This window comes from Winogradskya humida, from assembly GCF_016862215.1.
In the GTDB taxonomy this organism is placed as follows: Bacteria; Actinomycetota; Actinomycetes; order Mycobacteriales; family Micromonosporaceae; genus Actinoplanes; species Actinoplanes humidus.
Genome location: NZ_BOMN01000022.1, coordinates 131,188 through 154,367 on the forward strand (window position 1 = coordinate 131,188; position 23,180 = coordinate 154,367).

The window sequence follows — 23,180 nt, forward strand, 5'->3', positions numbered from 1 at the left end:
GATGCGTACCCGACATGTTCTGATCGCGGCGGCGCTCGGTGCCGTCTTTCTCGGTGCGACCGGGCAGAGCGCGGCCGCCGTGCCGTCGCCCGCTCCGGGAGTCAGCAGCGCCGGGACCTCGTTCCTGACCGCCGTCGCGGTGACGCCGGGTCAGCAGGTGCACGTCGACGCGGTCACCGGTGACTATCTGTACTGGTCATTCGGCGCGGAGGCGGGACAGCGGCCCGACCTGACCGCGACCGTCGCCCTGCCCCCGGCCGGGGACCGCACCGGCGGACAGGCCTGGACCATCGAGGTCTTCGACGGGCTGCGCCGCCGGCAGGCCTGCGTGGCCGGGGAGCAGAGCCCCCTGGCCGACGCGAGCGCGACGCAGATCGCCCTGCGCTGTCAGTTGCGGCAGGTCCGGTCGTGGGCGGAGCCGTGGGACGGTGACCCGCTGCCGGGCACGTACTACGTGCGGTTGTCGAGCACCGAGCTGCCGGAGAAGGATCTGGGCCTGCCGCTGAAGGTGGACCTGCTGCTCGCCGCGCCGAAGGGTGACACCGGCGCCGACCAGGGTGTGCTCGCCGCGCCGCTGGTGCCGAACAACCGCCCGGGCAGCGTGCTGACCGGGGGCGCGGCTCCGTCGGCGGCCCCGGTGGACGACGAGGACGGCGGCACCTTCGACTGGGTGCCGGACTTCTCGTCCCGCTGGGTCTGGACCGTGGGCGGCGGCGTCCTGGCCGCGGTCACCGGCCTGATCGGCTTTTCGTGGACGCGCCGCCGGAAGGTCAGGACGGCGTAAGGAAGTTGGGGACGGAGGGCCGTGCGGAGGACGCGCGGCCTTTCGGTTCCTCCCACTCCTCCTGGCGGCCGAGAGCGGTCAGATCCAGGAAACCGTACGCCCCGCCGAGGTGATCCACCCCGCGCCCAAACGTCGAATACGTGTGGAACACCGCGTCGTCCACCTTCAGGAAGCAGCTCATGCCCGGCTGTTCCTGGGTGGTGCCGGGCTCGACGGCCCATGGCAGCGGCTTGTAGTTGTAGATCGGCGGGTCCTCGTCGGACGGGTCCATGGTCACGCCGTAGTCGAGGTTGAAGTTCGTGCCGTGCGACGAGTACCACGGGATCGTCCAGCCCTTGCGCGCCTGGTAATCGGCGAGCTTCGGCTGCGGCGCGCGGGAGATCAGCGCGAACGACGTGTCGCGGGCGTTGAGGTGCTCGATCAGGCCGGGGGAGAGCTCGTCGACGCCGGCGGTGCAGCTGGGGCACGCGTCGTCCCAGGACGGGTCGAACATGACGTGCTGCACGATGAGTTGCCGGCGCCCGTCGAACAGGTCCGCCAGCCGGGCCGGGCCGTGCGCGCCGTGGAATTCGTAGGGCTCGTTCACGCGTACCATCGGGAGCCGCCTGCGGTCCGCGTTGAGCGCGTCGATGCGCCGGGTCATCTCTTTCTCCCGGACGAGCAGCTCCACCCGGGCGGCCAGCCATACCTCACGGTCGACGATCTGCGGAAGCGTCATACCGGATTTTAACCCCGCAAAGGGACGATCGCCGTCAGCGCGTCCCGTCGAGCGCGGCGGCCAGGTACGCGGTCGCGTCCCTGATGTCGACCTCGCGCATGTGCAGCGGCCCGGTCTCGGTGATCCACGCCCGGTCGGCGCCGCCCGCGAACATCGGTGCGAGCCCGAGATCTCGCACGAGCTGCGACGCTGTCGCCCGTGCGTCGGCGAAGTCGGTGCACAGGAACTCGGCGAGCATCGGGTCACGGCCGCGCCGGGCGTCGAGCACCGAGACGGGCAGCGTGTTCAGCGCCTTCACCCAGTGCGCGTCCGGCGACCACAGGGCCAGCTGCTCGAGGCCGCTCTCGCTCGGCGGCGGCTCGGTCGCGTCCAGCACGGGCTTGCCCGCGAGCGCACCCCCGGCCAGATCCAGCGCGTCGTGCGCCGCACCCCACTCCGGCGCGAACAGCACCGCGTCCCCGAACACCGCCGCCTCCTGCACGGTGGCACCCGTATCCCCGATGCTGGCGACCACCTCGTGCCCGGCCTGCGTCCACCATTGCGCGAGAGCACCACCGATCTCGCCCTGCCCCGCGATGACCCCGATCCGCATAATCCACAGGATGCCCGGTGATCCTCGGTCGCCGTGGGCGAATCAGGTGATCTCGTTGCCCGTGTGGAAGAAGCGGGTGACGTAGTCCTGCGAACCCAGCGGGCTGCTGCGGGCCAGGGCGAACAGCTCGGTGCCCTCGGCGAGCGGCCCGTCGCCTATCAGGAAGGCCTGGGCGACACGTACCAGGCCATCAGGCCGCGGCGGCGAGGCGGTTGCGGCCGCCGCGTTTGGCCGCGTAAAGGTTGGCGTCGGCGCGGGTGTAGAGGTCGTCACCGGTCTCGCCGGGGCGGCAGGTGGCCAGGCCCATGCTCAGGGTGACGCGCAGGCCGGGGGCGATCGTGGACCAGTCGCGGGACAGGATGACCTGCCGAATCCGCTCGGCGACCTGGCGTGATTCCAGCTCGCCGGTGGACAGGAACAGCGCGAACTCGTCACCGCCGAAGCGGATCGCCACCTCGTCGTGGCGGCAGTGCGCTCGCAGGACGGCGGCGATCTCGCCGAGGACGCGGTCGCCGACGCCGTGGGAGAACTCGTCGTTGATCGCCTTGAACCGGTCCACGTCGATGAGCAGCAGCGCGCCCGCACCCGACATCGACGACATGCGGCTGTCGAACATCCGGCGGTTGCCGAGACCGGTGAGCGCGTCGGAGGTGGCCTGCCGGTCGGCGCTCTTGCGGGCCGCCTCCAGCTCCACCCGCTTGTACGACTGGTGCAGCATCGTGCGCCGGTCCAGCCGCAGCTGCCACAGCATCCGGATGTGCGCGTGCAGCGCCCCCAGCATCGTGCTGCTCGCCTCGCCGGGGGACTGCATGGCGGCGGTGACGGCCAGTTCGAACTGGAAGTTGAGCCGCTGGGCGGGCAGGACGCACAGCTCGTCGCCGGCGAGGAACTCCCGCCGGGCGGCCCGGAGGTCCCCGGCCGAGCGCAGCACCAGGCCGTGCGCCATGTGCAGGGCACGGGTCTCGTGGTTGTGGCCGCCGGCGCGCATGGGCATCAGGTGCTTGTCGACGAGTTCCTGGGCGGCGGTGAGCCGGCCCTGCTTGGCGTAACCGAGCGCGAGCAGGGCCTCGCCGATGGGGGCGTCGGTGCCACGGTCCGACCAGTAGGTCAGGATGGTCACGCTCTTGCCGAGGATGACCGCGGCCTCCTCCTCACGCTGCACCTGCTCGAGGCGCAACGCCCATTCGAGCAGGAACTCCGCGTACTGCAGCTCGGCGCCGGAGCGGTAGATGTCGTTCGGCTCCTCGAACGCGTTGATGGCCTGCAGCATGGCCACCTCGGCCAGCTCGAACAGCTCGGCCTCGCGGGCGGCGTCGGCCAGCGACGCCATCGCGGAGAAGTAGCGCAGGCTCTTGCGGGGCACGACGTCGAGCATCGCCATCGCCCGGGCCACGTAGTGCAGGCCCTCGTCCATCCGCCCGACCTGGATCAGCATCCGGGCGGTGTCGGCGAGGATCTTGGCGTCGGTGGTACGCGGGCCGGTGAACGGGCCCGTGTCGGCGACCAGCTCCTCGCCGATGCGCAGGGCCTCGTCGGGGCGGCCGAGGGCGCTGAGGGCGTACATGCGGCCGAGCCGGCTGACGCGGTAGGTCCGGCCGTCGCCGAGGATGCGCAGCGCACCCTCGGCCGCGTCGGCGGCGATCAGCGTCTCGCCGTGGTGCCCGCGGATGGTCAGGTCGTGGACGTGCAGGCCGAGGCCGGCGTACGCGCCATAGGGCGAGACGACAGCCGGCAGATTGTCCACGGTTCTAACGTCGGTCGGCTGGCCGGGAAGGTGAGCCTTCCGCTACGATTTGAGCGTACGCTCAACGGGAAGAGGGCTGTGTCCGCTACTCAGCAGAAGTTGATCGAGGGCGCCCTGGCCGCGGTGCGCGAGCACGGCATCGCAGGCGTCTCGGCGCGAACCATCGCCGCCGCCGCGGGGGTCAACCAGGCGCTCGTCTTCTACCACTTCGGCACCGTCGACGAGCTGCTGTCGGTGGCGTGCAGGAGCGAGACCGAGACGCGCGTGGCGGTCTACCGGGAGCGTTTCGCCGCCGTGCGCAACCTGCGTGAGCTGCTCGACGTCGGCCGCGCGCTGCACGAGCGGGAGAAGACGGACGGCAACGTCGCGGTCCTCGGTCAGCTGCTCGCCGGGGCGCAGACCGACGAGCGCCTCGCCGCCTCGACCGGCGCGGCCCTGGCGCTCTGGACCGCGGAGATCGAGACGGTGCTGCGCCGGTTGCTGGACGGCTCGCCGCTGGGCATGCTGGCCGACCCGGCGGGCCTGGCGCAGGCGGTGTCGGCGGCGTTCGTCGGCCTGGAGCTCTTCGAGGGTGTCGACCCGGACGGCGCCGCCCAGGCTTTCACGGCCCTGGAGCAGCTCGCCGTCCTCGCCGAGGTCGTCGACGATCTCGGGCCGGTGGCCCGCCGGGCCCTGAAGATGCGTCTCAGGAAGCTGTGACGGGCTTCCAGCCGAGTGCGGGCCCGAGTCTGGTGGCCATGTCGGTCAGGATCTGCACGTAATCGGCGTGCTCGAAGCTGAACGGCAGTGCGAACGCCACCTCGTGGATCTCCTGGAACGCGGCGTGCGCGTAGAGCTGCTCGGCGATCTGCTCCGACGAGCCGATCAGGTCGGGAGCGAACATCATCCGGCGCGGTCCGTGCGTGGTCGCGGTGCGCGGAAGACGCTTTTCCACGTACGCCGTATAGCGCGCTTTCTGCTCGTCAGTGGCACTGTCGGTGGGGATCACGACGAGCCCCTGCGACACCCGGGCGTCCTCGCCGCCGGGGTGCGCCGCGCGGAACGCCCGCACCTGGGCGAGCTGGTTCAGCGCGAAGTCCTCCGAGTCCTCCGCCTGGATGACGCTGCTGGTCAGGAAGTTCATCCGGTGCTCGCCGGCCCACGTCGCCGAGCGCAGGCTGGCCCCGCCGTACCACATGCGCTCGCGCAGCCCGGCCGCGTGCGGCTCGACCCGGTCGGAGAAGACCTCGACCACGCCCTGCGCGCCGCTGAGATCACTGGCCTTCTCCCCGGCCACGAAGCTGAGCAGCCGCTCGACCCGCCCGTAGGTGAAGTCCTCCGCGTCGGCGGTGTCCGGGTAGAGCGCGTCGCGGACGTGCTCCCAGTTCATCGGGGGACCGACGCTGATGCCCGGGTTGAGCCGCCCGCCGGTCAGGATGTCGACCGTCGCGAGGTCCTCGGCGAGCCGCAGCGGATTCTCCCAGCCCAGCGGCATGACCGCCGTGCCGAGCTCGATGCGGCTCGTGCGCTGCGATGCTGCGGCGAGCACGGCGATCGGTGACGAGATCCCGAACTGCAGGTGACGGTGGCGCAGCCAGGCACTGTTGAACCCGAGCTGCTCACCGAGCTGGATGATCTCCAGCGTCGACTCGTGACCCGGCCCCGGATCGGACCCGTCGAACAGCCCGATCGTCAGGAAGCCCATTTTCCGCAGCGGTGATGAAGGCGTCGGCACACCCCGATTCTGCCCGCTTCCGAAGATCGCGTGGTCAGCGGGCGGGGGACCAGCCGATCGCGGGCGCGATGTGCTTGGTCAGCGTCTCGAGGATCCGGGCGTTGTACTCGACGCCGAGCTGGTTGGGGACGGTGAACAGGATCGTGTCGGCGGCCTGGACTGCCTCGTCGGCGGCGAGCTCTGCCGCGATGCGGTCGGGCTCCCCGGCGTACGTGCGGCCGAAGCGGGAGCGGACGCCCTCGAGCAGCCCGACCTGGTCCTCGTCCTGCTCCTGGTTGCCGAAGTAGATGCGGTCGATCTCCTCGGTGATCGGCAGCACGCTGCGCGAGATCGACACGCGGGCCTCGCGGGTGTGGCCGGCTTCCTTCCAGGCCTGGCGGAACAGCTCGATCTGCTCGGCCTGCAGGCGGTCGAACGGTACGCCGGTGTCCTCGCTCAGCAGCGTGGAGCTCTGCAGGTTCACGCCGATCCCGGCGGCCCACTGCGCGGTGGCGCGGGTGCCGGCACCCCACCAGATCCGGTCGCGCAGGCCGGGGGACTGCGGCGTGACGGCGAGCCCGCCGCTGACGCCGCCGGTGCGGGCCGGGTCGGTGCGGGCGACCGCGGCGCCGTCGATCGCGGCGAGGAAGATCTCGGTCTTGTTGCGGGCGTCGTCACCAGCGGTCGAACCCTCGGCCGGGACGTAGCCGAACGACTCGGCGCCGCGCAGTGCGGTCTCGGGGGATCCCCGGCTCACGCCGAGCTGCAGTCGCCCGCCGCTGATCAGGTCGGCGGCCGCGGCTTCCTCAGCCATATAGAGAGGATTCTCGTAGCGCATATCGATCACGCCGGTGCCGATCTCGATCCGGCTGGTCCGCGCGCCGATCGCGGCGAGCAGCGGGAACGGCGAGGCCAGCTGGCGCTCAAAGTGGTGCACGCGCACGAACGCACCGTCGACGCCGAGCTCCTCGGCGGCCACGGCCAGGTCGATGGTCTGCAGCAGCGCGTCGCCGCCGCTGCGGGTCTGTGACCCGTTGACATCGCGCCAGTGGCCGAACGACAGGAACCCGATCTTCTTCTTCACGCAGGCCCCAACTCGCGTCAGGACCCCGGCATTCCCAACCTATCCTCCTAGGACGCCCAGGAACGTGCCCTACGGTTCGGTCCGAGGGGCGATCGACTCCGTCCGAGGGGCGATCGACTCCGTCCGAGGGGCGATCGACTCCGTCCGTGGGGCGATCGCGATGAGCAGGTCGAACGAGGGTTGCCCGGGAGTGGTGGCGGCGCTGAACTGCTCGACGACCTCGAGCAGCGTCTCGCGGAACCGGCCGGCCTGCTCCGGTGCCATGCCGGCGGAGGTGTAGCTGACGACGATGCGCTCGGCGTCGGGGGCGTCACGATCGAGGGCGGCCCGGCCCGAGCGCAGGCCGGTCATGATCGTGCCCTTCACCTCGTCGAGGAGCGTGCTGACCAGCTCGCCCATCTCCTCGACGGGCTCGGTGGCGCTGCCGCGCTGGAAGACGATGCTGGCCTGAGCGGTGCCGTAGTGCTTCTCGATGATGCCGTTGACCACCTGGGTGCTGCGGATCTCGAGGAGGCCGCGCTGTTCGAGCAGGCCGAGGTGGTAGTAGAGCTTCTTCGGCGGCATCACGATGGCGGTGGCTAGCTCCTTGGCCGTCCAGGAGCGTGCCCGGTCGGCCATCATCAGCTCCACGATCGCCAGGCGCGCCGGATCGGCGAGGGCCTTGAGCGTCTCCACGTCGCGCACGACGCGGGGTTCGGCGGTCATCGATGTATTTCCCTTCAAACGGTGACGTCTCGGAGCATAGTCGCGATGTCCAAATCCCATCGAATGAACCGCCGAAATACGACGCTTGACTTAGCTAGATCATCTAGCAAAACTTGGACGTTCCACGATGATCTGTTTCTCCAGCGGACTCAGGGGTGCACCCATGCTGATCGATTCCTGGCTTCTGCAGCACGCGGCTGAACTGGCCGAACAGGCGGGCACCCAGCTCAGCGCCGCCGCCGGCGTGCTCCACCACGAGGCGCACGTCTTCATGGAGGAGATCACCCAGGCCACCACGACCCTGCACTCCGCGTTCACCGAGACCGTCAACGCCGGCTGTGCCGAGCACTGACCACCTGCGACCCAGCAGGTATGCGGTGGTCGGCCGTAACGCCTTCCGTCACCCGTCGGGCCGGGTCGTGCGCCCGGTCCTGAACACCGCGACGGCGAAGGTCTACCTGGTCGACCTGGCCACCGCGCAGCGCCTGGAAGGGGGCGTCGCCGAGGGGGACGACGCCCGGCTTTTCGGCGCGGGGCTACTGGTCAGGACAGGCCACGACGAGGCGGCCGAGGTCATCGAGGCCTCGCGGGTGGCGGCCCGCGACCGCCGGACCCGCGACTTCGTGGTGATGCCGAGCGCGTACTGCAACATGGGCTGCGGCTACTGCGGGCAGACCCACGAGCGGGTCACCGTCTCGCGGGACCACCGCGCCGCGCTGGCGGAGCGCGTCGCCCGGGCAGCCCGCGGCGGGCGGTACGACGCGCTCAACGTCCGCTGGTTCGGCGGTGAGCCGCTGATGGGCTACGCCGTGCTGCTCGACCTGTCCCGCCGCTTCACCGCCGCCGCCGACGAGGCCGGCGTCGGGTATGCGGCGAAGATCGTCACCAACGGGGCGCTGCTGGACGCGCGCAAGCTCCGGGCACTGCACCGGGAGGCGCGGATCAGCTCCGTCGAGGTCACCCTCGACGGCCCGGCCGAGGTGCACGACGCGTCGCGGCCGTTGAAGAGCGGCGCCGGCTCGTTCCAGAAGATCGTCGGGGTCATCGGCGCGGCTTTGCAGGACCCCGAGTTGGCGGGGCTGCTCTTCACCGTGCGTACCAACATCGGGGTGCACAACGCGGCCCTGGCCGAGCCGTTCGCCGCCGGGCTGGCAGCCGCGGGGCTCGCCCACGACCGGGTCGCCTGCTACCCGGCGCCGGTGCACTCGTGGGGCAACGACGTCAGCGACGTGGCCGTGCCGCGCGCGGAGCTGGCGGCGGCCGAGATGGCGTGGTTCCTCGCCTACCAGCGCCACGGCCTGCGGTTCCGGTTGCTGCCGGCGGCCCCGCGCCGGGTGGTCTGCGCGGCGACGACGCGGCACAGCGAGGTCGTCGGCGCGGACGGGCGCGTCTACAGCTGCACCGAGCAGTCGCTCGTGCCCGGGCATCACGATCAGGACCTCGGGCACGTCGTGAGCCTGGATGCTGACGCGCTGCGGCCGCCGGGGGCCTTCGACGACTGGTACGACACCCTCGACGCCGGCGCGACCGCGTGCCGCGGGTGCGCGATCCTGCCGGTGTGCGGCGGCGCGTGCCCCAAGCTCTGGCGAGAGGGCAAGCCGCCCTGCCCGTCGCTGCGGGACAACGTCCGCGACCGTCTCGACCTCTACGCGCTGACCGCCGGCTACACCCCCGTCGCCTGAGGTTCGCGTCATCGCAGGACCAGGGTCCGGACCAGGTTGGGCACCCGCAGCTCGGTGCTCACCTCGCTGTGCGAGGCGCGGACCAGCCCACAGCCGATGAGTACGTCGAGCCCGGCGGCGACCTCGTCGAGCCCGTGGCCCAGGGCGCGCACGACGTCGGTCACCGTGCCCGGCCTCGCGGTGCCGGCCAGTTCGCACAGGATCGTGTGGTGCCACTTGCCGAGCCGCGCGAGACTGGCGCCGACCAGGGCGCCGATCGTCAGGGCCTGGCGGTCGGGGCGGGCCGGGACGGCGAGGTCGAGCAGATCGGCGGGGGTCACCTCGGCGAGCTGCTGCGGGCTGAGCACCCGCCCCCGCTCCGCGACGACCTCCAGGGCGAGCGGCAGCCCGTCGAGCCGCCGGCAGATCTCGGCCGCGGCCAGGGCGTTCGCCGTGCTCAGCGCAAAGCCCGGCCGGGCCTGCGCCAGGCGTTCCACGAACAACCGCACGGAGGGTACGCCCGCCAGCTCAGCCGGCGTCTCTGCCTTTATCGGCGGCGTGGGCAGCGGCGCGACGACCGCCGGATGCGCGCCCGCGACGTGCCACGGCCGCCGCGACGTGGTGATCACCCGCAGCCCGGGACACTGGGCGAGCAGCTCCCGGACGAGCAGCGGCATCGTGGCCTCGGCGAGCCCGTCGAGGACGAGCAGGGCCTCGTGCCGGCCGATCAGCTGGCGTACCTGCCCGACCGGGTCCTCCTCCGCGCTGTCGGCGTCGGCCAGGGACTTCAGCGACCGCAGCAGCGGGCCGTACGCGGTGCCGTGCCGGTGCAGCGTCCCCATGTCGGTGCCGATCCAGAGCACCGGCCAGTCGTGCCGTGCCCCGGCGCGAGTTGCGACCTCGGCGGCCAGCCGGGTCTTCCCGACCCCGGGCAACCCGGAGAGTGCGATCATCCGCCGCCCCGACTCCAGGACCTCGAGCAGGCCGAGGACCTCGGTCTCCCGCCCGATCAGCGCGTCGGGGGCCGTCGGCGCGGCGGTGCAGCAGCCGTTGTCGAACGGGCCGGTGGGGCGCCGGGTCAGGCTGGCCGTCACGAACAGCTCACGCATCGCGCCCTGCAGGTGCAGGCCGTCGGCGAGCAGGTGGATGGTCTGGGTGCGGGCGTTGGCCCGGCCGGCCTCGAGGTCGCGGATCGCCCGGGGGCTCACCGTGGAGAGGTCGGCGAGGGCCCGCTGGGTGAGCCCGGCCCGCACCCGATGGTGGCGCAGGAGCTCCGGGAAAGGGATGGGAGTCGTCACGCTGCCCCCGCTCGATCTAATCTTCAGGAACATCCAAATTATCTTGGACGTCTGAACGGAGTGTCAACCCGGCCGTTCGGTCCCGTTAGGTTGTGCACAATTAAGTTGTGTGCAACTTAATTGTGCACAACTTAATTGCCCGCAACCTAACGGTGCGCAACCGGCGGTCCGCAACCTAACGGTGCGCGATCGGCGGCCCTCACCGACGGTGCGTAGCGAGCGGCCTGCACCGAACGGTGCGCAATCGGCGGCCCTCACCGACGGTGCGTAGCCAGCGACCTGCACCGAACGGTGCGCAATCGGCGGCCTGCACCTAACGGTGCGCGACCGACCTGGTGCGCCGGTCCAGCAGGTCCAGTGAGACGCCGAGCAGGGCCACCGCCAGCGGGTCGGAGGCGTCCATCGCGGCGTGTTCGGAGAGCCGGGCCAGCAGGTTGCCCAGCGGGGGCGGCGGCGCGGTCCGGTCGGTGCGCCGCAGCAGGGCGAGGCTCAGGGCGGCCTGGGCGGCGATCAGGTCGAGCAGTTCCATGTCGTCCAGTTCGCGAGCGGCGGCGTCGGCGTCGTCGGGGCCGCTGGCCCGGCGGTCCAGGACCTCCAGCACGCCGATGCACTCGCCGTCGGCGACCAGTGGGGCCGCCATGATGCTCGCCGGCAGGTAGCCGGTGGACGCCGCCGCGTCGCGGGCGAACCGGTCCGTGCCGCTGACGTCGGTGATCAGCGTCTGGCAGCTCGCCGCCACCCAGCCCGCGATGCCGGTGCCGGGTGCGAACCGGCGGCCGACCAGGCTCTGCTGGCCCGCGCCGGCGACCGCGGCGAAGACCAGTTCGCCGGTGTCGGGGCTGACCATGAAGACCGACGTGGCGGCCGCCGAGTAGACGTGGCGTGCCACCGCGACGATGGACTGCAGCAACCGCTGTTCGGTGACTCCGCTATGTGGCTCTGCTGACGAGAACTCCACCGTCATCCCCCTCGATCGATACGTTGTCGGCGCAGTGGTAGAGCACGCTCTTGAGCTGGAACGGCGTCAGCCACGGGTGTTTGCTCAGGACCCGGGCGGCGATCCCCGCGATGTGCGGCGCCGCGAAGCTGTTGCCGGTGTTGCGGGTGACACCGCCACCGGGCTGCGCGACGGGCACGCGTACGCCCCGTGCGCAGAATTCCACCGGCGGCGCGGCGTTGTAGTAGTAGGTGAGCGGGCCGGGCTCCGCGTGGCTCGCCACGGAGATCACCGACGAGAACGCCCACGGGAAGCTCTCGATCGGCAGGTTGTGCGCGGCCACGACGAGGGTCGTGCGGCGGAAGTAGGCGCGGTCGCAGAGCTCGGCCAGGCGGCCCCGGAATTCCAGCCGGGCGGTGGACAGGCTCATGTTGATGACGTCGAAGTCCTGCTCGATGGCGTACGCGAGCCCCGCGATCAACGCCGCCGCACTGCCGGACTTCCCGTCCTCGAGGACCCGCAGCGAGCTGAGTTCCACGCCGGGGGCGAGTTCGCGGATGATCCCCGCGCACGCCGTGCCGTGCCCTGCGGTGTCGGACGGCTCGCAGGCGCGGACCCGGGGCACCCGGCCCTCCTCGGTGACGACCTCCCAGGCCCGGTCGACGGGGCCGGTGAGGGGGTGGGTCGCGTCGATGCCGCTGTCGAGGACGCAGACGCGTACGCCGCTGCCGTCCGCGCCGTCGAGGGCCCATTCCCGGTCGACACCGCCGAACAGGCTCGCGGGTACGGGCTCCTCGCGGTACCCCGTGGCCGGCATGCCCCACGCCGGTACGCCCGCGAAGTACCTGGCCCGTTCACGCCGCCACGGCGCGGGGGTCAGCTCCATGCGCGTACCGATCGCAGGGGAACCTCGGCCCCGATCCCGGCGTAACTCGCGATCGCCGCCTGGACCGCCCGGTCCGCCGCGGCATCGTCCCCGGCCGTGCGGTGGGCACGGGCGAGGTCGAAGTACACGTCACCTCGCAGGCACGGGTCGTCGGTGGTGGCGAGCAGCGAGGTGAGAGCGTCCGGCGCGGCGACACCGAGCCGGGCGGCGGTGGACAGCGCGAGCAGCCGGCCGCGTACCTCCATGTCCTGATGCCGTTCCAGGAGCCCGCCGATCTCGGCGGTCGCGCGCGGCAGATCCTCGGTGATCAGCTCCCGGGCCGCCTGCACGCGCAACGTGAGTGCGGTCGGCGCGTGCCCGGCCTTTTCCAGGGCTGACGCGGCGTCCTGGAAATGCCCGCGCGCGCCGCGGTGATCGCCGTCCAGGGCGGTCACGAGCCCGGCGGCCTGGGAGATCAGGACCTCGCCCATGGTCAGCCGCAGCTGCGTGACGATCGCCCCGGCCTCGGCGAGTGCGGCGTGGGCGCCCGGGCTGTCACCGGTCAGCGCGAGACTCCGGGCCCGCGCGACCAGCACCGGCATGAGCAGGAACGGGTCGGCGGCGAAACGGCCGGCGAGCTCGGCGCAGTGGGCCAGCCGCTCGGCGAGGGGCACCGGCGACCACTGCCGGATCTCACAGAGCGCGACGAGCAGCCGCTCCTGTTCGTAGTCGTCGCCGAGTTCCTTCGCGTGCCCGAGCGCGGCGCGTGCCGCCCGCTCGGCGGCCCCGAACCTGCCGCACGCCAGGTGGGTGAGCATGCGCAACTGCTCGAAGCGGCAGCCTGCGAGCCGGTCAGAAGTGTCGCCCTCCAGATCGCGCGGAACCTCCGTGTGGATGCCGCGCCGTGCGTCCAGCAGGTACCGCTGGGCGAGGCATGCCCGCGAACCGAAGGAAGCGGCGATCACCGAAACCGCGCGGGTCAGGTCACCGGACAGCAACAGCGCGTCGCTGAGCCGGATCGCCGCAACCGCCGACCCCGGGAGCAGCTCCACGGCCCGTCCCAGCAGCTCGATCGCGGCGGGGACGTCGCGTTGCCGCAGCGCCGCCGTGCCCTCGTGGAGCAGAGCATCGGCCGCTTCCCTTGTCAGGGCGGGCAGCCCGGCGTCGTGCGGGCGCAGCTCCGCGAGAAGGCGTACGGCCGCCGCGAGATGGAACGCCGCCGCGACCCCGCCCGCGGCCAGGGCCCGGTGCCAGGTCAGCCGCTGGTTCTTGTCGAGCCGCCCGTACGCGACCTCGTGCACCGGCTGCTGGACGAAGCTGTACCCGCCGGCCCGCTCGGCGGGCCGGATCAGCCCCCGCCGCACCAGCGTCTCCAGATCGGCGGCCGCCACGGGCGTACCCAGCGGATCGAGCTCGCGCACCGTGAACGAGGACCCGGCCACCGCCGCGGCGCCGAGCAGCTCCCGGGCCGGCGCGGGCAGCCGATCGAGGGCGGCCCCGACCAACGCGGTGATCGTCGGCGGCACGCCCCCCGATGACTCCACCATCAGCCGGATGAACAGGGGATTGCCCGCGCTGTGCGCCGTGACGCGGTCGATCATCCCGGCCTCGTGCGCCTGCACCTCGGCCCCGGCGGCGCTGAGCAGCGCGACGAGCGACGCGCTGTCCTGCGGCCCCAGCGGTCCCAGGCAGATCACCTCGTCACCGGGCCCGCGCACCCACGGCGCACCGCGTTCCATCAGCTCAGGGCGGCCCGCGCAGATCATCAACAGCGGCAGATCCCACAACGTACGCGTGAGCTCGCCGATCAACCGCAACAGTGACAACCCCGCCGCGTCGAGCCCGTCCCAGACCACGACGAGCGGCTGTGCCCCGGCAGCCGCGGTGAGCAACTCCCGGGCCGCCCAGGACACCTCCTCCACACCCGGCGCCCGGGCGTCGGCCCCCTGCCGCAGCCCGTCCAGGACCGCCGTCAGCCGGGGGCTGTGCCCTCGATGGGCCAGCGCGTCGAGGACCTGCAACAGCGTGACGTGATTGCCGTTCGGACCGTACGACGGGCACGTCCCGGTCACCGCGGTGAACACGGCACCGGCGGCGGCCAGCTCCGCCAGCACCTCGCGGACCAGCCGGGACTTGCCGACCCCGGGCGGGCCGAGCACGGTCACCGTCCGGGTGCGCCGCTGCCCGGCGGCGGCGTCGTACGCGGCCCGGATCCGGGCCCGCTCGGCGTCGCGGTCCACCATCGGGGCACCGTCGTCGGGGCGGCCGGCGGCGCCGTACGCGTCCCCGGCCCGCAGCGCCGCCACCGGCAGCTCCTTGCCCTTCACGGTCAGCGGGGGCACCGGGACCATCGCGAAGTGCTGCCGGGCCAGATCCGCGACGACGTCGTTGACGATGATCTCCCCGGCGACGGCGGCCGACTGCAGCCGCGCCGCGAGGTTGACGACGTCGCCGACGATCCGCAGCCCGGCCCGCGGCGAGTGGGTCACCAGCGCCTCGCCCGCCGCGATCCCGCAGTGCACGTCGACCGGCCTGCCCAGGGGACTGACCAGCGTCGCCGTCCCGGCCCGGATGTCGCACGCGGCGCGCAGGGCCCGCAGCGCGTCGTCCTCCCCGGAGCGGTCCGTGCCGAAGACCGCCATGACTGCGTCCCCGATGAACTTCTCCACGACCCCGCCGTGGTCCTCGATCGCCGCCGAGCAGATGCCGTAGTACTGCTCCAGCAGCACCTGCAGCGGCTCGGGGTCGACGCGTTCCGCCAGCGCGGTCCAGCCGACCAGATCGAGGAAGAGCACGACCACCAGCCTGCGGCTCACGCGTCAGAGCAGCTTCAGGTCGTGGGCGGTGACCTCGCCCTCGGCGTCGCGCAGCCGGTCGTGCACGTCGACGAGCAGGGTCGTCTCCTGTTCCGACAGCGCGGCCAGCACCGCCTGCTGCGGTCCGCTCAGCTGGTCGACCGGATATCCGGCGTCGCGCAGCACACCCAGGGCGTCATGCATTTCACTCACCCACCAAAGAGAGTTCGGACATCGGGGCGTACGGCGGGGGCCAGACGCCGACCGGCAGCAGCCGGTGCACATAGCAGTACGCGACCAGCTCGGCCCGGTTGCGGCACTTGAACCGCCCGAGCAGGACGCTGATCTCCTCGCCGACCGTGTGCCGGCTCAGCCGCAGCTCGCGGGCGGCCCGGTCGGTGGTGTGCCCGCGCGCGAGCATCGCCAGCAACTGCAGGTCGCGGGCGGAGACCGGGTCAGCGGGCGGCATCGAACAGCTCCCGGAGCATCACGGCGGCCAGGAACGTCACGCCGTGCCAGCGGGCGCGGCGCTCGTACCAGAGCCAGTCGCCGTCCGGGTTGGCCTCCAGGAAGACGACCTCGCCGGTGCCGGTGACGAGCAGGTCGAACGCCGCGTAGCGCAGACCCCACGCGGCGGCCAGGGCCCGGACCACCACCGCGGCGGCGCCCGGGCAGTCCGTGCGGGTCACGCTGACCGACGCCGGATCGGTCCAGGTCGCCGCGGGGTTCCGCTTGCCGACGTCGAACGCGCACACCGTGCCGTGGAGGTAGTACACGCGCAGCTCGCGGACGTGCGCGACGTATTCCTGCACCACGACCGGATGCCCGCCGCTGTCCTTCACCGCCGGGGCGTCGAGCACCACAGGCAGGTGGGTGGCCCAGCTACGCGGGTCCGGCTCGGCGAGGCGGAAGTCCGGGGTCTTGACCATCACCCGGTCCGTGCCCAGCTGCCGGGCCGCGGCGGCGACATCGGTGCTGAGCACCGTACGCGGTACGCGTACCCCGAGCCGCCCCGCCGACCGCACCTGCGCCGTCCCGGCCGGAGCGGTCCCCGGCAGCGTGGTGGCCGCCGCGGCGCACACCTCACTGAGGAAGTCCCCCCACGCCGAAGCCGCGAGCGCCGACATCGACCCCGCCGGACGGGCGTGGGCCACGAGCGTGCCGGGTGCCCGGTGCCGCGTCCACACCACCGCCGGGCGCACCCGCCGCCCGCCGTCCGTCAGCGTTCCCGAATCGACGTCGAGAGAAAGGGGACCGTCGCCCGCGCCGATCGTTATCGCCGGTGTCGAGAATGCTCCGGTCACCATGTCGCGTACCCCGGTCAATTCCGCACCGCCCGCGCCGTCGAACAGCACTACAGCCGGTTCTGCCATAACCATGGATGAATGCTAAGGACGCACCGGCCCCGCGAATGGCAGATAGGCGGCAGCTTCGCGGCAGTTTGCTGCCGGGAGGTTTTCCGAGCCGTACGGTCCCCTCAATGTCTTCGATGGATTCAGAGGGGAGGGATCGTGGCGACCGATGTGGTGAGTGCGGTGGAGCTGACGAAGCGCTACCGCGGCAAGGAAACGCCGGCGGTGGACGGCATCTCGTTCGACATCGCCCGGGGCGAGACCGTCGGGCTGCTCGGGCCCAACGGCGCGGGGAAGACCACCCTGATGAAGCTGATCTGCGGGGTCACCCCGCCGACCAGCGGCGTGATCCGGGTCTTCGGGCTGGACCCCGCGCAGGACCCGGTGCGCGCCAAGTCCGGGATCGGTGCGATGCACCAGTCCGGCCCGTACGACGAGATGCTGTCCGGCCTGGACAACCTGCGGATCGCCGCGAAGTTCCGGGGCCTGTCGTGGCGCGCCGTCGAGCCCTGGGCGGGCGAGGTGGCCGGCTATCTCGGGCTGACCGAGGCGCTCCCACGGCTCGTGTTCCAGCTCTCCGGCGGGCAACGGCAGCGGCTGCAGCTCGTCCGGGCGCTGCTCACAATCCCGCAGCTGCTGATCCTCGACGAGCCGTCGGCGGGCCTGGACGTCGCCGGCCGGCACCAGGTCGAGCAGTTCGTGCGATGGCTGCGCGCCGAGCACGGCGTGACGGTGCTCTGGACCAGCCACCACATCGAGGAGATCGAGCGCAACTGCCAGCGCGTCCTGGTCGTCAGCGCGGGCCGGGTGCTGCGCTTCGCCCAGCCACGCGAGCTGGTCCGCGAGTACGGCGGCAGCCGCCTGGTCGTGACCGTCGACGACCCGATCGCCGCGAAGGTCGTCGCCGAATGGGCCGACGGCGAGGGGCTCACGGCGACTGTCGACGACACCGAGGTGCAGATCGACGGCGCCGCCGGGCGTGACGTGCTGCCCGGCCTGACCCGGCACTGCCAGGACGCGGGTGTGGCGATCACCGGGTTCACGACCGCCGCCGACTCCCTGGAGCAGGTGTTCCTCCGGATGACAGAAAAGGCTTCCCAGTGAGCGAATTGGCGTTCGAGCACACCCCGCCGGTCGCGCCCGCGCGTGCCGCCGACTTCTCCGCGGTGTTCTACCGGGAGTACGCCCTGCTGGCCCGCAACCGGGTCAACCTCATCTTCGGCCTGACCCCGACCCTGGTGTACCTGCTGCTGGTCAACACCGCGCTCGGCAACGTCGTCGGCGACATCTCCTACAAGGGCACGAACTTGCCGTTCGCGGTCTTCCTGCTGCCGATGGTGCTGGCGATGTCCGTGGTCAGCGCCGCGGGCACCACCGGCATGGCGCTGTTCCAGGAGGAGATGAGCGGCGTCTCCACACAGCTGTGGTCGTGGCCGCTGCGCCGGTCGCGTTTCCTGCTCGGCAAGCTGCTCGCCGGGGTCACGCTGGTCCTGGCGCAGAGCCTGCTGGCGCTGGTCGTGGCGATGGCGTTGTTCCGCTACCCGTTCCCGCTCGCCAACTGGCTGACGATGCTGGTCGCGCTCGTGCTCGCCGCGGTGGCGTTCAACGGCATCTACCTGGCCGGCGCGATCCTCATCCGCGACTACCGGACGTTCTCCGTGCTCAGCAGCATCTCGGTGCTCGTGCTGGTGTTCACCGCCCCGGCGCTGTCCCCGGTGGACCAGTTGCCGGTCGTGCTGCGCTGGATCTCGGTGGTGAACCCGGTGACGTACGCGATCAACGGCATGCGCGACGGCGCCGTGCTCGGGTTCGGCTCCGCGTGGCCCAGCCTGGTCGTGCTCGCGGTCATCGCCGTCGTGGCCAACGCCGTCGCTGCGCGTGCGCTGCTACGGCGTACCGCCAATCTCTGACCGGGGGAGCGAGCACATGCGAACCGAGACCGACCAGCGGAAAGTACGGCTGCCCGGCACCGATCGGGCCCGGCCGCCCGCGGAGACCTTCGTCATGGCGGAGCGGGCCGCCGCGATCGTCGGTGTCACGCGGGTCGCCGACATCACCCGGCTCGACACCATCGGGATCCCCACGTTCCAGGCGGTCCGGCCGCTGTCCGCGACCCTGGCCGTGTCGCAGGGCAAGGGCGTGACCCCGGAGCTGGCCAGGCTCTCCGCGGTGATGGAGTCCGTGGAGATCTGGCACGCCGAGCAGCCGCTGACCGCGGAGCTGACGGCGAGCCCGCGCGAGGTCGCCCACCGGCTCACCTACGACGTGTACGCCCTGACCCCCAGCGTCCCCAGCGTTCTGCACGACGGGCTGCCCCTCGACTGGGTGCCGGCGCGCTCGCTCGACGGTGGCGCGCTGACCCTCGTACCCGTCGATGTCGTCGGCCTCTCCCTGCAGCGCCGCGACGGCTGGCACCCGCCCGCATTCCTGTCCTCCACCAACGGTCTGGCCAGCGGCAACACCGTCGTCGAGGCCACCCTGCACGGCCTCTACGAGGTGATCGAACGCGACGCGGTCACGGCGGCCCTCGCCGGTAGCGGCGTCCCCGGCGTCCGTGTCGCGCCGGAGAGCCTGGGCTCGGCGGTGGCCGACGGGCTGAGCGAGCTGATCGACCGGGCCGGCGTCACCCTCGAGGTCCGCCTGCTCGCGTCCCCCACCGGCCTGCCGTGTTTCCTCGCGTGGCTGGCCTGCGACGACTACCCGGCGGCCATGTTCGGCTTCGGCTGCCACCTGGACCCCGAGATCGCGCTGACCCGGGCGGTCACCGAGGCGGCGCAGACCCGGCTCAGCTACATCGCCGGTGCCCGCGACGACCTGCACGACGACATCGACGACGCGGGGTCGAAGCGCCGCCGGGAACCCGCCGGCACCGCCGCCGGCCTGCGTGATCTGCTCGCGCCCCCGGTCCGGCACGAGAGCCTGCTGGAAGACCTCGTCCATGTCACCGCCGTGGCCACCGCCGCGTTCGGTCACCCGCCGCTGGTCGCCGAGCTGACCCGCGCCGAGATCGGCGTGCCGGTCGTCAAGGTCATAGCTCCGGGCAGCCGCGTCACCACGGAGGTGCTGTAGTGACTCCCGCAACCGTGGTCGTCTACGCCGGGCCGACCATCTCCGCCACCGACATCCACCGCGTCCTCCCGGCAGCCGAGATCCGGCCCCCGGCGGCCCGCGGCGACCTGCTCGCCCGCGACTGGCGGCCCGGTGACGTGGCCGTGCTGATCGACGGCTACTTCCGGGAACGGCGCTCGGTCGGGCACAAGGAGATCCTGCGCCTGATCGACGCCGGGGTCCGCGTGCTCGGCGCGGCCAGCATGGGTGCGCTGCGGGCCGCGGAGCTCGCACCCTGCGGCATGCACGGCGTCGGCGATGTCTACGAGATGTACCGCTCGGGGCGCATCGACGGCGACGACGAGGTCGGCATGCTGCACGGACCGGCCGAGCTCGGGTATCCCGCGCGGACGGTCGCCCTGGTCAACCTGCGGTACGGCTGCGACGAGGGCGGGTTCGGCCCGCGGATCGTCGCGGCGGCCAAGGCCATGCCGTTCATGGACCGTACGTGGGCCGAGCTCGCCGCCGCCGTCGAGGAGCCGGACCGGGTCGCGCTGCTCGCCCTGGAGCACCGGATCGGCTCGGGGGAGTGGGACCTGAAACGCCGCGACGCCCTCGCGGCACTGCGGGTGGCCGCCGCTCCGGGTGTCACTCCGGCGGTACACCAGGCGGTCCCGTTCGCGGTGATCGCCGAGCATCAGGCCCTCGACCGGCGTACGCGCCGCGAGTACGCCCCCGGCCGCTGGATGTCCGACCTGGACGTCCTCACCGCCGCGCGGCTCTTCGACGACGGCTACCCGGAGGTCCACGAGCGGGTGCTGACCGGGTTGCTCGACGGGTTCGCGGCTGCCGGGGGGACGAGTACGGCGGAATACGCGTACGCGAAGCTGGGTGTTGACGATCCCCTGCCCGACGCCCTCGCCGGCTGGCTGACCGACGCCGAGATGGTCCGGTTGCCCCCGGCCGAGCGGATCACGCAGGTCCTCGTGCGGGTGTGGCCGGTGTGGCACAGCTCCGACTGGCGGCCCGCCGTCCTCGAGGCCCTGCGGGGCTCGGAACGCTGGGATCAATGGTGCGACCTGGTGGTCCGGGCCGATGAGGCCGCCGAGCAGGCCCGGTTCCGGGTGGCTGTCCCGCCGCCCGCGGTGTGCGCGCAGTTGTTCCTGCGGCACTGGCGTGGACCCGGCACGGCACCGCGGGTCGAGATGGCCCGGCGGGGATTCAGCTCTCCCGAGGAGCTGGGTGGCGCGGTGCGGCGCTATTTCGCGTACGACATGAGCCGCCGGGGCACCCGATGACGGCGACCCTGTTCGACCCGGGCCTCCGTGCTGATCCGCACCCGATGTTGCGGCGCATGCGCGAGGAGGCGCCCGTCCACCGCCACGTGACACCGGTCAGCGGTCGAACGTTCTGGTACCTCACCCGGTACGCGGACGTGCAGGCCGCGCTGCACCACCCGGACCTCGGGCGTCAGCTCGACCGGTTGCCGGCCGGGCTCGCCGCCACGCACCGCCGGGCGACCGCCGACCCCCTGGCCATGCTGCGGCGCAACGTCTTCCACCTCGACCCGCCCGACCACACCCGGCTGCGGCGGCTGATCACCCCCGCGTTCGGCGCCCGCACCGTCGCCGCGATCGACGACCACATCACCCGCATCGTCGGCGAACTGATCGACGACCCCTCATGGGGAGAGGGCGGCGTCGTAGACGTCATCGAGGGGCTGGCGTTGCCGTTGCCGGTGCTGGTTGTCGCGGAGCTGCTCGGCTTCCCGGTCGAGGACCGGGCGTCGCTGCGCCGGTGGAGCGACGAGATGAGCCGCAGCGAGGACCCGGCCCGCATCCAGCGCGCGGGCCTGGAGTTCGCGAGCCACCTCGCCAAGGTCATCGCCCAGCGCCGTAAGACCCCCGGCGACGACCTGCTGTCCCAGCTCGCCCTCGCCCCGATCAGCCGCCCCGAGCAGATCGCGGCGGTCTTCCAGCTCCTGCTCGCCGGCGACGAGACCACCGTGAACCTGATCGGCAACGCGGTGCTGGAACTGCTTCGCCACCCGGACCAGCTCGCCCGGCTGCGCGCGGACCCCGGCCTGCTCGAGTCGTGTGTCGAGGAGGTCATCAGGTTCAACGGGCCGGTTGGGCACACCGGCCTGCTGTACGCGCTGGCCGACGTGGAGATCGGCGGCACGATCGTCCCGCGCGGCGACGCCGTGGTGCCGGTGCTGCTCGCGGCGAACCGGGACCCGGCGGTGTTCGCGGACCCGGACGTGTTCGACATCGGGCGTACCCCGAACCGGCACCTCGGCTTCGGCCACGGCATCCACTTCTGCCTCGGCGCGGCCCTGGCCCGGATGCAGGCCCGGACGGCGGTCGGCACGCTCGTGCGGCGGTTCCCCGCGCTGCGCCCGGCCGGTGACCTGTCCGCGTTGCGGTGGACGCCGGATCTGTTCCTGCACGGCGTACGCCACCTGCCCGTACATCTGACATGAAGGGTCCCGTGTCATGACCTACACGCCGCTGACCCGGATGGCCTTCGGCTACGCCACCTCGCAGATCCTGCACACCGCCGTGCGGCTCGGCATCCCGGAAGCCCTCGAAGCGGGACCGCTGCCGCAGGAGAAGCTCGCCGTCGAGACCTCGTGCGACCAGGCAGGACTGGGCCGGCTCCTGCGCGCGCTCACCGTCCTCGGGGTGATCGGGCAGACACCCGCCGGGTACGCCCTCACCGACCTGGGCCGGCCGCTGTGCCCCGGGCATCCCGGGTCGCTGCACGCCGCGCTGCTGATGCTCGGCGACCCGGCGATGTGGCGGGCCTGGGGGTCGCTGACCGACGCGGTCCGCTCCGGCGGCTCGGCGTTCGAGCACGCCCACGGGCATCCGCTCTTCGACCACCTCGCCGGGGATCCGGGACTGTCCACCCTGTTCAACACCGCGATGGGCGCGGGGACGGGGGAGGTGGCGGGTGACTTCGTCCGGGCGTACGACGTCCGCGCGGCCCGCACGGTGGTCGACATCGGCGGCGGCAACGGCACCCTGCTCGCCGCCGTCCTCGCCGCGGCCCCGGACGCCCACGGCGTCCTGCTCGACAGCGCGGAAGGCGCGGCCCGGGCAGCACCGACGTTACGCCGTGCCGCACCCCCGGAACGCTGGACGATCACCCCCGGCGACTTCTTCGACACCGTCCCCGAGGGCGACCTGATCCTGCTCAAGGGCATCCTGCACGACTGGGACGACCGGCGGTGCGTCACGATCCTGCGCAACTGCCGCCGCTCGATAGCCCCGGACGGCCGCCTGCTCGTGCTCGAACCCGTGGTGGCGCCCGGCGCCGGTCCAGGCGCCGCGGCCGCGGTCATGAGCGACATCGCCATGCTCGTGCTCACCGGCGGCCAGGAACGCACGGCAGCCGAATACCGCGCGCTTCTGGCCGCCTCCGGATTCGCCCTTTCCGCCATTACCGAACCGCTCGGCGCCACTCCCACGCGTATTCTCGCCGCCATTCCGTGTTGATTGTCCGACCCCACATTCGTGGGGTTGTGCGACGGTAATACGAGCCAGCATTCTTCTCCTATCCCCGCTATTTCCCACAGCGAAAGGAAAAGGCCATGTCCTACAACTCGGTAGAGGCACTGCGTGAAGCCGGCATCATCGGCGGCCAGATGTCGCCGGAGCTCGAGGAGTTCTACGGCAGCCTGACCCAGCAGGAGACCGAGGTCCTCATCTCCACCAAGAGCCGGCTCGTGGCGCTGTTCCCCGACGTCGCGGCGCACTCCCAGGAATGGTCCACCCCCGAGGCGGCAGAGCAGGGTTTCGACGCCGCGATGCTGTGCGCCTGCGCGATCTGGTCGGGGTCCGGCGCGGCCAACTAGCTCGACCCCGTGCGCCGGCGTGGCCAGCGGGCCACGCCGGCGCCG

The 23,180-nt window shown here is 72.1% G+C and carries 24 protein-coding genes; 11 read left to right on the top strand and 13 right to left on the bottom strand.

Translation table 11 applies throughout. The features are described from left to right. The first annotated feature begins 1 nt into the window (after nucleotide 1). Nucleotides 2-784 carry a peptidase gene (locus Ahu01nite_RS08895; protein WP_203835957.1) on the top strand — a complete coding sequence of 261 codons (783 nt, stop codon included), beginning with the start codon at nucleotides 2-4 and terminating at the stop codon, nucleotides 782-784. Here Ahu01nite_RS08895 and Ahu01nite_RS08900 read toward each other — a convergent pair. The 3 genes from Ahu01nite_RS08900 to Ahu01nite_RS08910 form a co-directional block, all read right to left on the bottom strand. After that, a complete protein-coding gene (locus tag Ahu01nite_RS08900) occupies nucleotides 771-1,502 on the bottom strand; it encodes a DUF899 domain-containing protein (RefSeq protein ID WP_203835958.1) in 732 nt (243 codons plus the stop codon). The genes Ahu01nite_RS08895 and Ahu01nite_RS08900 overlap by 14 nt on opposite strands. A gap of 34 nt (nucleotides 1,503-1,536) precedes the next feature. Continuing rightward, nucleotides 1,537-2,094: an NADPH-dependent F420 reductase gene (locus Ahu01nite_RS08905; RefSeq protein ID WP_203835959.1), complete on the bottom strand. Its 558-nt coding sequence runs from the start codon at nucleotides 2,092-2,094 to the stop codon at nucleotides 1,537-1,539. A 190-nt stretch (nucleotides 2,095-2,284) separates the two neighbouring features. Next, entirely contained in the window at nucleotides 2,285-3,838 is a 1,554-nt protein-coding gene (locus Ahu01nite_RS08910; protein ID WP_203835960.1) for a tetratricopeptide repeat-containing diguanylate cyclase, read from the bottom strand. Nucleotides 3,839-3,916: 78 nt separating this feature from the next. Here Ahu01nite_RS08910 and Ahu01nite_RS08915 point away from each other — a divergent pair, with 78 nt between their 5' ends. Then, nucleotides 3,917-4,537: a TetR/AcrR family transcriptional regulator gene (locus Ahu01nite_RS08915; RefSeq protein ID WP_203835961.1), complete on the top strand. Its 621-nt coding sequence runs from the start codon at nucleotides 3,917-3,919 to the stop codon at nucleotides 4,535-4,537. On the opposite strand, the gene Ahu01nite_RS08920 is transcribed toward Ahu01nite_RS08915, so the two are convergent. The 3 genes from Ahu01nite_RS08920 to Ahu01nite_RS08930 form a co-directional block, all read right to left on the bottom strand. Then, nucleotides 4,524-5,552: an LLM class flavin-dependent oxidoreductase gene (locus tag Ahu01nite_RS08920; RefSeq protein ID WP_239158723.1), complete on the bottom strand. Its 1,029-nt coding sequence runs from the start codon at nucleotides 5,550-5,552 to the stop codon at nucleotides 4,524-4,526. The genes Ahu01nite_RS08915 and Ahu01nite_RS08920 overlap by 14 nt on opposite strands. 34 nt (nucleotides 5,553-5,586) lie before the next feature. Continuing rightward, entirely contained in the window at nucleotides 5,587-6,615 is a 1,029-nt protein-coding gene (locus Ahu01nite_RS08925) for an LLM class flavin-dependent oxidoreductase (RefSeq protein WP_203835962.1), read from the bottom strand. A 69-nt stretch (nucleotides 6,616-6,684) separates the two neighbouring features. Next, nucleotides 6,685-7,320, bottom strand: coding sequence for a winged helix-turn-helix domain-containing protein (locus Ahu01nite_RS08930; protein ID WP_203835963.1), 636 nt, complete (start codon nucleotides 7,318-7,320; stop codon nucleotides 6,685-6,687). 163 nt (nucleotides 7,321-7,483) lie between these two features. Between Ahu01nite_RS08930 and Ahu01nite_RS08935 the strand changes: the two genes are divergently transcribed. Beyond that, complete coding sequence (locus tag Ahu01nite_RS08935; RefSeq protein ID WP_203835964.1) at nucleotides 7,484-7,672, top strand: hypothetical protein; 189 nt, start codon at nucleotides 7,484-7,486, stop codon at nucleotides 7,670-7,672. Continuing rightward, a complete protein-coding gene (locus tag Ahu01nite_RS08940) occupies nucleotides 7,659-9,002 on the top strand; it encodes a radical SAM/SPASM domain-containing protein (RefSeq protein ID WP_239158724.1) in 1,344 nt (447 codons plus the stop codon). The genes Ahu01nite_RS08935 and Ahu01nite_RS08940 overlap by 14 nt, the downstream gene beginning before the upstream one ends. 8 nt (nucleotides 9,003-9,010) lie before the next feature. Here the strand turns inward: Ahu01nite_RS08940 and Ahu01nite_RS08945 are convergent, their stop codons facing one another. The 7 genes from Ahu01nite_RS08945 to Ahu01nite_RS08975 all read right to left on the bottom strand — a co-directional run bounded on the left by Ahu01nite_RS08945 (nucleotide 9,011) and on the right by Ahu01nite_RS08975 (nucleotide 16,255). After that, the gene (locus tag Ahu01nite_RS08945; RefSeq protein ID WP_203835965.1) at nucleotides 9,011-10,279 is read right to left on the bottom strand and encodes a helix-turn-helix domain-containing protein; all 1,269 of its coding nucleotides are present in this window, start codon (nucleotides 10,277-10,279) and stop codon (nucleotides 9,011-9,013) included. A 313-nt stretch (nucleotides 10,280-10,592) separates the two neighbouring features. Then, nucleotides 10,593-11,237 carry a GAF domain-containing protein gene (locus Ahu01nite_RS08950; RefSeq protein WP_239158725.1) on the bottom strand — a complete coding sequence of 215 codons (645 nt, stop codon included), beginning with the start codon at nucleotides 11,235-11,237 and terminating at the stop codon, nucleotides 10,593-10,595. Then, entirely contained in the window at nucleotides 11,209-12,102 is an 894-nt protein-coding gene (locus Ahu01nite_RS08955) for a S8 family serine peptidase (RefSeq protein ID WP_239158726.1), read from the bottom strand. Before Ahu01nite_RS08955 ends, Ahu01nite_RS08950 begins: the two co-directional genes overlap by 29 nt. After that, nucleotides 12,093-14,897, bottom strand: coding sequence for an adenylate/guanylate cyclase domain-containing protein (locus Ahu01nite_RS08960; protein WP_203835967.1), 2,805 nt, complete (start codon nucleotides 14,895-14,897; stop codon nucleotides 12,093-12,095). Before Ahu01nite_RS08960 ends, Ahu01nite_RS08955 begins: the two co-directional genes overlap by 10 nt. A 3-nt stretch (nucleotides 14,898-14,900) precedes the next feature. Beyond that, entirely contained in the window at nucleotides 14,901-15,080 is a 180-nt protein-coding gene (locus tag Ahu01nite_RS08965; protein ID WP_203835968.1) for an aroma-sacti cluster domain-containing protein, read from the bottom strand. Between the two features lies 1 nt (nucleotide 15,081). After that, entirely contained in the window at nucleotides 15,082-15,345 is a 264-nt protein-coding gene (locus Ahu01nite_RS08970; protein ID WP_203835969.1) for a response regulator transcription factor, read from the bottom strand. After that, the gene (locus Ahu01nite_RS08975; protein ID WP_203835970.1) at nucleotides 15,332-16,255 is read right to left on the bottom strand and encodes an MvdC/MvdD family ATP grasp protein; all 924 of its coding nucleotides are present in this window, start codon (nucleotides 16,253-16,255) and stop codon (nucleotides 15,332-15,334) included. Before Ahu01nite_RS08975 ends, Ahu01nite_RS08970 begins: the two co-directional genes overlap by 14 nt. 132 nt (nucleotides 16,256-16,387) lie before the next feature. On the opposite strand from Ahu01nite_RS08975, the gene Ahu01nite_RS08980 reads away from it, so the two are divergent. From Ahu01nite_RS08980 to Ahu01nite_RS09010, 7 genes are all read left to right on the top strand, one after another. Next, complete coding sequence (locus Ahu01nite_RS08980; protein ID WP_203835971.1) at nucleotides 16,388-17,332, top strand: ABC transporter ATP-binding protein; 945 nt, start codon at nucleotides 16,388-16,390, stop codon at nucleotides 17,330-17,332. Further along, complete coding sequence (locus Ahu01nite_RS08985) at nucleotides 17,329-18,138, top strand: ABC transporter permease (protein ID WP_203835972.1); 810 nt, start codon at nucleotides 17,329-17,331, stop codon at nucleotides 18,136-18,138. Before Ahu01nite_RS08980 ends, Ahu01nite_RS08985 begins: the two co-directional genes overlap by 4 nt. A gap of 16 nt (nucleotides 18,139-18,154) precedes the next feature. Beyond that, nucleotides 18,155-19,297 (top strand): YcaO-like family protein, encoded by a 1,143-nt coding sequence (locus tag Ahu01nite_RS08990; protein WP_203835973.1) that lies wholly within the window; start codon nucleotides 18,155-18,157, stop codon nucleotides 19,295-19,297. Next, the gene (locus tag Ahu01nite_RS08995) at nucleotides 19,297-20,574 is read left to right on the top strand and encodes a TfuA domain-containing protein (protein WP_203835974.1); all 1,278 of its coding nucleotides are present in this window, start codon (nucleotides 19,297-19,299) and stop codon (nucleotides 20,572-20,574) included. The genes Ahu01nite_RS08990 and Ahu01nite_RS08995 overlap by 1 nt, the downstream gene beginning before the upstream one ends. Further along, nucleotides 20,571-21,758 carry a cytochrome P450 family protein gene (locus Ahu01nite_RS09000; RefSeq protein ID WP_203835975.1) on the top strand — a complete coding sequence of 396 codons (1,188 nt, stop codon included), beginning with the start codon at nucleotides 20,571-20,573 and terminating at the stop codon, nucleotides 21,756-21,758. The genes Ahu01nite_RS08995 and Ahu01nite_RS09000 overlap by 4 nt, the downstream gene beginning before the upstream one ends. Before the next feature lie 13 nt (nucleotides 21,759-21,771). Further along, nucleotides 21,772-22,776, top strand: a complete 1,005-nt coding sequence (locus Ahu01nite_RS09005; protein WP_203835976.1) for a methyltransferase — start codon at nucleotides 21,772-21,774, stop codon at nucleotides 22,774-22,776. Nucleotides 22,777-22,871: 95 nt separating this feature from the next. Beyond that, the gene (locus Ahu01nite_RS09010) at nucleotides 22,872-23,135 is read left to right on the top strand and encodes a StsA-related sactipeptide RiPP (protein WP_203835977.1); all 264 of its coding nucleotides are present in this window, start codon (nucleotides 22,872-22,874) and stop codon (nucleotides 23,133-23,135) included. Nucleotides 23,136-23,180 lie beyond the last annotated feature (45 nt).

Excerpts from the sequence above, each read along its gene's own strand:
- Ahu01nite_RS08930 (WP_203835963.1), bottom strand. The coding sequence starts at position 7,320 with ATGACCGCCGAACCCCGCGTCGTGCGCGACGTGGAGACGCTCAAGGCC.
- Ahu01nite_RS08970 (WP_203835969.1), bottom strand. The coding sequence starts at position 15,345 with ATGCCGCCCGCTGACCCGGTCTCCGCCCGCGACCTGCAGTTGCTGGCG.
- Ahu01nite_RS08900 (WP_203835958.1), bottom strand. The coding sequence starts at position 1,502 with ATGACGCTTCCGCAGATCGTCGACCGTGAGGTATGGCTGGCCGCCCGG.
- Ahu01nite_RS08990 (WP_203835973.1), top strand. The coding sequence starts at position 18,155 with ATGCGAACCGAGACCGACCAGCGGAAAGTACGGCTGCCCGGCACCGAT.
- Ahu01nite_RS09005 (WP_203835976.1), top strand. The coding sequence starts at position 21,772 with ATGACCTACACGCCGCTGACCCGGATGGCCTTCGGCTACGCCACCTCG.
- Ahu01nite_RS08955 (WP_239158726.1), bottom strand. The coding sequence starts at position 12,102 with ATGGAGCTGACCCCCGCGCCGTGGCGGCGTGAACGGGCCAGGTACTTC.
- Ahu01nite_RS08905 (WP_203835959.1), bottom strand. The coding sequence starts at position 2,094 with ATGCGGATCGGGGTCATCGCGGGGCAGGGCGAGATCGGTGGTGCTCTC.
- Ahu01nite_RS08935 (WP_203835964.1), top strand. The coding sequence starts at position 7,484 with ATGCTGATCGATTCCTGGCTTCTGCAGCACGCGGCTGAACTGGCCGAA.
- Ahu01nite_RS08895 (WP_203835957.1), top strand. The coding sequence starts at position 2 with ATGCGTACCCGACATGTTCTGATCGCGGCGGCGCTCGGTGCCGTCTTT.
- Ahu01nite_RS09010 (WP_203835977.1), top strand. The coding sequence starts at position 22,872 with ATGTCCTACAACTCGGTAGAGGCACTGCGTGAAGCCGGCATCATCGGC.
- Ahu01nite_RS09000 (WP_203835975.1), top strand. The coding sequence starts at position 20,571 with ATGACGGCGACCCTGTTCGACCCGGGCCTCCGTGCTGATCCGCACCCG.
- Ahu01nite_RS08975 (WP_203835970.1), bottom strand. The coding sequence starts at position 16,255 with ATGGTTATGGCAGAACCGGCTGTAGTGCTGTTCGACGGCGCGGGCGGT.
- Ahu01nite_RS08965 (WP_203835968.1), bottom strand. The coding sequence starts at position 15,080 with ATGCATGACGCCCTGGGTGTGCTGCGCGACGCCGGATATCCGGTCGAC.